Origin of the sequence: Mucilaginibacter sp., assembly GCF_028288105.1 — a bacterium.
In the GTDB taxonomy this organism is placed as follows: domain Bacteria; phylum Bacteroidota; class Bacteroidia; order Sphingobacteriales; family Sphingobacteriaceae; genus Mucilaginibacter.
The window spans coordinates 1-7,103 of sequence record NZ_JAQBOI010000245.1 but is presented as its reverse complement, the minus strand read 5'-3'; the positions used below and the strand labels follow the sequence as shown (position 1 = coordinate 7,103).

Below are 7,103 nucleotides of genomic sequence, written 5' to 3'. Positions count from 1 at the left end.
GAGAAAACCCTATATCTTCCAAATTAACTCATCCTTATATCGAATCACCAGGCAAACCGCCTAACCACATCGGTTGATTAATATTTCATTTAACTTATTTCCTGATTTGAATACAACTGTTGTTGCGTTGTTGTAATGCAGCACAATCTATTCATGTCTGCAAAGTGAATATTAAGCATCAGCTACTAATTGTGAGATTGTTAGCAGCTGATGCTTAATACGCTTATTGTACTTATTACTTAAAAAATTCATATGAAACACTGTTTACAATATATATTCAAGTATTGTTTAGTTGTTTTAGTTTGTGCCGGGTTCTTTCAATCAGCCAGCGCTCAAACTGAAAACGATGCTTTAATGATACCTAAAAATTACTTCTGTGCCGCTGGTGTGTACACCCACAATAGCTGGGATCATTACTGGGAAGGTACTTTTAAACGCGAGAACTTAAATCTTGGAACAATAAGCAGCAATGTGTATGCTGTTGGTGGTAACTACGGTTTAAGCAATAGGGTAAACTTATTATTTATGATACCCTATATTACATCAAATGCATCGGCAGGTACTTTAAGGGGCCAGCGTGGGGTGCAGGATATTAGTTTGGCTGTTAAATGGATGGCCGTTAAGCAGGAGGTAGGCCGTGGTTTATTAAGCTTACATGCTATTGCATCGGGTGTAATTCCTGTTGGCGATTACCAGGCAGATTTTCTTCCCTTATCGTTAGGTATGCGCAGTAAAAATATTGCGCTACGCGGATTACTGAATTATCAGGTAGGTAGGTTCTTTGTTGCCGGTTCTGGCCAGTATGTTCGTAAAGATAATATAACCATTGATCGCGACTCTTATTACACTACCGAAATGCATTACACCAACCAGGTTGCTATGCCAAACGCCACAAACTTTTTAGTTAGTACCGGTTACCGCAGCTTAAAGTTTAATGCCGAAGCAACCTTAACTAAGTTTAATACCATTGGCGGCTTTGATATTACTAAAAATAATATGCCTTTCGCAAGCAACAATATGGATGCAACTATGGCGGGAGCGATATTCAAATACATGTTTCAATCTATACCGGGCCTTGAACTTACTGCCGGTGGCAACTATGTATTAAAAGGCCGTAATGTTGGTCAAAACAGATCGTTTTTTGGTGGTTTGTATTATGTGTTTGCGGTAAAAAAGGATAAATCTGATAAATAAGAATAACCATGAAAAGAAACATACTCAACATAATACCTGTAATGATGATAGCCGTATCGGTATTTAGCTCATCATGCAAAAAGGATATTCAGGAGCGTAATGAGGTATACCCGGCATTAGCGCCCAGTAACTTAGATCTTGATGCGGATACCTGGACACCAGTATTAACAGCATCATCAACATTTACCGTGGCTACGCCCGATGCTATTACTACACCAAACTACCTGGCAGATCTGAATGAGATAAAAAGCTATCAGCGTAACCTTACCAACGAACAAAAAGATATTATCAAATACTGGAGCGTTGGTTCGGTATTAAGATGGAACGAGATTTTGCGTGAGCTTGTTGCAAAACATAACTTGCCACCATATCAAAAAGACGACGGTACTTATCCGGCGCCAAGCGCGGCTAATCCGTTAGCCTACCCTTTGTTCCCGTTTTCAAACCCGCCTTATGCCGCGCGTGCCTATGCTTATGTAAGCGCTGCGCAGTATGATGCACTTGTACAGGCATGGAAATTTAAAAAACAATTTGGTCGCCCTGCGCCTTACAAAAATGACCCTGCTATACAGGCGCTTATTCCAAAATCAGATTTACCTTCGTACCCAAGTGAAGATGCTGTTGTGGCCGGTGTTACCGCCAAAATGATGGAACTGCTTTTTCCTGGTGACTTAGATTATATCCAAAAGAAAGTTGCTGAAGAGAAACTATACCGCATTATGGCAGGTGCTAATACCCGCTCTGATATGGATGCAGGTGAAGCCTTGGGCAAACAAGTAGCAGCCGTGTTTTTAGCCCGTGCACGCACAGATGGCGCTGGCGCAGCTATTGGCAAACCAGAGGACTGGAAAGCATTTGAAACAAATACAGCAGCAACCGGCCAGGTACCATGGATAAGCCTTGAATTGCCAAAACGCCCCCCAATGTTGCCATTATTTGCAAAGGTAAAGCCATTTTTATTTGAAAACTCAACTATACCATCTATCCGCCCGGCGGCACCGTATTCAACCGGTTCGCCCGAGTTTAAAAAAGAAGCTGACGAAGTACTGGCCATGAGTAACGATCACAGCCGTGAGCATGAGCGTATTGTTGCATTCTGGGCAGATGGTGCAGGTACAGTAACCCCTACAGGGCACTGGAATATTATTGCTGCCGATGAATTTGTTAAGCATAATTACAGCGAAGTACGCTGGGCACGTAACTTTGCATTACTTAACATGGCTGAGATGGACGCTGCTATTGTTTGCTGGGATGCCAAGTATTTTTACTTTAACCCGCGCCCAACGCAAACCATGTTTAACATAAAAACACTAACAGGCATACCAAACTTTCCGTCATATACATCAGGGCACTCTACTTTCAGTGGTGCTGCCGCAACCGTTTTGGGTTACCTGGTGCCAGAAAAAGCATCACAATTCATGGCAATGGCAAAAGAGGCCGGTATGTCAAGGTTATACGGTGGTATACATTACCGTAGTGATTGTGATGCTGGCTTGGCCAGTGGTGTTAAAGTTGGCGAATATGCTGTAAACAGGGCTAAAACAGACGGCGCAGGGAAATAGTGAGAGAGGAATATGCTTAGGACTGAACAAAAAATACATTACACTTTGCGTATAGCTGTAGCTATGTGCTTTATAGGGCATGGTATATTTGGTGTTATTACTAAACAAATATGGTGTAACTACTTCGCTGTATTTGGTATGGGTATTGATACCGCCTATACTTTAATGCCCTGGGTTGGTGTGTGCGATATTTTACTGGGAGTAATTATGTTATTTTATCCTATCCGTGCCATTGCCTTATGGCTGGTTATATGGGGGGCAGTAACAGCATTCTTGCGTCCTGTATCTGGCGAGCCGTTTGTTGAATTTATTGAGCGTGCCGGAAACTTTGGTGCACCACTTGCGCTCCTTATCCTATCGGGAGGGATTAAAAGCTTTCGCCAGTTATTTGTACCCATTAACCCCAATGCCGCGGTTGATGCCAACACGATAAAAAATGTATTTAATTGCTTAAAAGTAGTTGGCTTCTTGCTGCTGATGGGGCATGGCTGGTTAAATATCATTCAAAAGAAAGGTTTGCTAAGCCAGTACGCGTCAATAGGGTTTACCAATCCTGCAAAAGTTGCGCGGTTTGTTGGTATTTTTGAAATAGCAGCCGCCCTTATTGTATTAATTAAGCCTATCCGAAGTATCCTCCTTTTGTTTATAATATGGAAAATCTCAAGCGAATTACTATACCCGCATTATGGACTATTTGAATGGATAGAGCGCGGTGGCAGTTACGGCACCCTGATAGCATTATGGTTTGCAACTAAGCAAGTATCCTCAAATCTCAAAGTACTCACCCTTAAAAATAATAACATTTAACCAATTATAAATCCTGTATATAGGTTACAGCTACCCTTAGTTGGGTTGGCTGTATTATGCAAATCACCTTATAAAAATCAATATCACAACATGAAATTTACTTACAAATTCTTTATCGGAATTGCTATTTACTTACTTTTTAATAATACAAATGTAAACGCGCAGGGTTGCGTGGCCATCAGAAGTACAGGTGGCCTATGCGCTATGGATGAACATCCGGACAGCCTCTCATCAAGCGGAAGCTGGTTATTTAACGCTAATAGCAGATACTACCGCTCATACAAACACTTTGTAGGCAAACAGGAGCAAAAACAACGTATTGCATTGGGTACCAATGTTATTAACCACTCTTTCGCTCAGGATTTTACACTTACCCGTATCTTCAATAACCGTTGGTCATTTTCAATAGATGTACCTATCCTAAACAACGTTCGCTCTTCGTTATATGAGCACGGCGGTAAAGAAAGGCACGAAACACATTCATTTGGCATAGGTGATGTAAGCGTGAAAGCCTACGCCTGGTTATTAAACCCCGCTAAGGCCCGTAAAGGAAATATTCAGGCAGGTTTGGGATTAAAGCTACCTACCGGAAGCTATAACTACCAGGACTACTTTCAAAACACCGGCGTTGGCGGTGCAAAATTATTAGGCCCGGTTGATCAGTCTATACAGTTAGGTGATGGTGGCACAGGTATTATAACCGAATTAAACGGATACTATAATTTCTCACATAATTTTGGCCTGTATGGTACTTTCTATTACATGATCAGTCCGCGTGAGCAAAATGGTGTATCATCTGCACGCGGCGGTACGCCAAGTGCCAAAGCTGTAAGTAACGGTAGTGATATTATGAGTGTTCCGGATCAGTTTATGATAAGGGTTGGCGCAAATTATGGTGTAGGTAAATTTAACTTCTCGGCAGGTGTGCGTGAAGAATGTCTACCGGCTAAAGACCTGATTGGCGGCAGTAATGGTTTCCGCAGGCCGGGTTATATCATATCTGCAGAGCCGGGTATCACCTACCGCATCAAAAGCTTCTCTATTTATACTTTTGTTCCTATTGCTATGGTTCGCGATCGTATACAAAGTGTTCCTGATAAAATTACTACGCGGTTAACCGGTGTATATGCACAGGGCGATGCTGCGTTTGCAGATTACGCTATAAATGTTGGTGTAACGTTTAAACTTTAATAATACAATGGTTATATAAATAAAGGCTGGGGTGGTTCCCGGCCTTTTTGTTTTCAAATTTATTATTTAACCACAGAGGTAGCAGAGTTTTTAGCAGAGACTACAGAGAATTAAATAGGGTAACTCAGTGTTTTTTGTGCTTTTTCTCTGTGCACTCTGTGGTTAAATCAATTCATTTATTGCACTCTTTTGTTTTAAAATAATAGATTTACAAAATGAACTCAGCTGAACAAAACTTTAAAGAATTAGGCTTAAGCCTGCCGCCTGCACCAAAACCGCTTGGTGTTTACAAACCTTGTTTAATTGATGGTAAATACCTTTATTTATCCGGCCACGGTACCGTGCAGGATGATGGCAGCCTTATTATTGGCCGTATAGGCGATACCATTAGTATGGAAGACGGAAAGCTTGCTGCAAGGCAGGTTGGCTTAGCTATGTTGGCAACCATTAAAGCCAATTTAGGTAGCTTGGATAGGGTTAAGCGTGTTATAAAGGTATTGGGTATGGTTAACTGCACGCCCGATTTTGAGAAACACCCTTATATCATAAATGGCGCAAGCGAGCTGTTTGCAAAAGTTTGGGGTGAAGATAATGGTATTGGTGTTCGCAGCGCTGTGGGTATGGGTTCGTTGCCCGATAATATCCCGGTTGAGATAGAAGCTTTATTTGAATTAGTTTAAAATATGAAACATGGCATCATCTGAGTGGTATACCATAAATAATGTTGATGAGCTTGATACACCGGCCTTAGTGGTATATCCCGCCAGGGTACAAAGCAATATCGATTTGGTTAAAACCATGATCGATGATGTATCCCGTATAAGGCCACATGTAAAAACACATAAAAGCAAAGATGTTTGCCTCCTGATGATAAAGGCCGGCATTAACAAGTTTAAATGTGCCACCATTGCCGAAGCAGAAATGCTGGGTATGAGCCGGGCCCCGGATGTACTGTTAGCCTACCAACCTTCGGGGCCAAAACTTAAACGATTTATTCAGCTGATAAAAACTTATCCGCAAACGGCGTTTTCCTGTTTGGTAGATAACCAGATAACAGCTAATTCTGTATCGGCAGAGGCACTAATAAATAACATCAAAATACCGGTTTATATTGATCTTAATATCGGCATGAACCGTACAGGTATTGTGCCTGATGAAGCATTAGGTTTGTATGAAACCTGTACATCGCTACCGGGGATAGATATTATGGGCCTACATGCTTACGATGGTCATATTCATGATAGTGATTACAATGTCCGCCGGCAAAGGTCTGATGAAAGTATTGAACCTGTTTTAAAATTAGCTGCTGCTATTTTAGCTAAAGGATACCAAGAACCTATAGTAATAGCGGGCGGTTCACCGACCTTTCCAATCCTCGCCCAACGAAAAAATATAGAATGCAGCCCCGGAACATTTGCTTACTGGGATAGGGGGTATCAGTTGGCCTTTGAAGAGCAGGCTTTTTTAACAGCAGCCCTTGTTATTGCAAGGGTTATTTCTTTACCCGAGGATGGAAAAATATGTATCGATGTTGGTCATAAATCGGTAGCTGCCGAAAATGAATTGAGTAAACGAATCTACTTTTTAAATGCCCCCGAATTGGTCTTCACCGGCCAAAGCGAAGAACACTTGGTGGCCGATGCAGGCAAAGATCACCATTATAAAGTAGGTGACATAATGTATGGTTTACCTTATCATATATGCCCTACGGTTTCTTTATATGAGCGCGCTATTATTATTGAAAAACAATTAGTTACAGGCGAATGGAAAACCACTGCCCGCGATAGAAAAATAACAATTTAACAAATCCCACGATGTTCATAATTGATGCCCACTTAGACCTTAGTATGAATGCGCTGGAATGGAACCGCGACCTGCAAAGGCCGGTTGCCGAAATAAACCAGCGCGAAGAAGGTTTAACCGATAAACCCGATCGTGCTAAAGCGGTAGTATCCCTGCCAGAGTTGCGCAAAGGGAATATTGGTTTAGTGGTTGCAACACAAATAGCTCGTTATGTAGCCCCGGGTAATTCGCTGCCCGGCTGGCATTCGCCCCAGCAGGCCTGGGCACAAACGCAGGGCCAGCTTGGCTGGTACATAGCCATGGAAATTGCCGGTGAAATGACCCAGGTAACCGATCTTCAAACCTTGAATAAGCACCTTGCTTTATGGAACGATGAGAAAGATAATACAGATAAACCCATTGGTTATATATTAAGCCTGGAAGGCGCCGATTCCATTATAGATGTAGGCTATTTAGAAGGCGCGTATCAAAACGGTCTCCGCGCTCTTGGCCCGGCTCATTATGGGCCCGGCAGATATGCCAATGGTACCGATGCTACCGGCAAAA

General features: G+C 42.2%; 6 protein-coding genes and 1 pseudogene. All 7 read left to right on the top strand.

Features of this window, described 5'->3' with window-relative positions; translation table 11 throughout:
- Positions 1 to 252: 252 nt before the first annotated feature.
- On the top strand, positions 253 to 1,194 hold the full coding sequence (locus tag JWQ85_RS16600) for a hypothetical protein (protein WP_299469976.1): 942 nt from the start codon (positions 253 to 255) through the stop codon (positions 1,192 to 1,194).
- 8 nt (positions 1,195 to 1,202) lie between these two features.
- On the top strand, positions 1,203 to 2,756 hold the full coding sequence (locus tag JWQ85_RS16595; protein ID WP_299469974.1) for a phosphatase PAP2 family protein: 1,554 nt from the start codon (positions 1,203 to 1,205) through the stop codon (positions 2,754 to 2,756).
- Between the two features lie 12 nt (positions 2,757 to 2,768).
- Entirely contained in the window at positions 2,769 to 3,563 is a 795-nt protein-coding gene (locus JWQ85_RS16590) for a hypothetical protein (protein WP_299469971.1), read from the top strand.
- 90 nt (positions 3,564 to 3,653) lie between these two features.
- Positions 3,654 to 4,754: a hypothetical protein gene (locus JWQ85_RS16585; protein WP_299469969.1), complete on the top strand. Its 1,101-nt coding sequence runs from the start codon at positions 3,654 to 3,656 to the stop codon at positions 4,752 to 4,754.
- A 215-nt stretch (positions 4,755 to 4,969) separates the two neighbouring features.
- Positions 4,970 to 5,434, top strand: a complete 465-nt coding sequence (locus JWQ85_RS16580) for a RidA family protein (RefSeq protein ID WP_299469967.1) — start codon at positions 4,970 to 4,972, stop codon at positions 5,432 to 5,434.
- 10 nt (positions 5,435 to 5,444) lie between these two features.
- The gene (locus JWQ85_RS16575; RefSeq protein ID WP_299469965.1) at positions 5,445 to 6,557 is read left to right on the top strand and encodes a D-TA family PLP-dependent enzyme; all 1,113 of its coding nucleotides are present in this window, start codon (positions 5,445 to 5,447) and stop codon (positions 6,555 to 6,557) included.
- A gap of 11 nt (positions 6,558 to 6,568) precedes the next feature.
- Positions 6,569 to 7,103: pseudogene (locus JWQ85_RS16570) on the top strand (membrane dipeptidase); the annotation flags it as partial.

Coding starts and splice junctions, on each gene's coding strand:
- JWQ85_RS16600 (WP_299469976.1), top strand. CDS start 253: ATGAAACACTGTTTACAATATATATTCAAGTATTGTTTAGTTGTTTTA.
- JWQ85_RS16595 (WP_299469974.1), top strand. CDS start 1,203: ATGAAAAGAAACATACTCAACATAATACCTGTAATGATGATAGCCGTA.
- JWQ85_RS16590 (WP_299469971.1), top strand. CDS start 2,769: ATGCTTAGGACTGAACAAAAAATACATTACACTTTGCGTATAGCTGTA.
- JWQ85_RS16585 (WP_299469969.1), top strand. CDS start 3,654: ATGAAATTTACTTACAAATTCTTTATCGGAATTGCTATTTACTTACTT.
- JWQ85_RS16580 (WP_299469967.1), top strand. CDS start 4,970: ATGAACTCAGCTGAACAAAACTTTAAAGAATTAGGCTTAAGCCTGCCG.
- JWQ85_RS16575 (WP_299469965.1), top strand. CDS start 5,445: ATGGCATCATCTGAGTGGTATACCATAAATAATGTTGATGAGCTTGAT.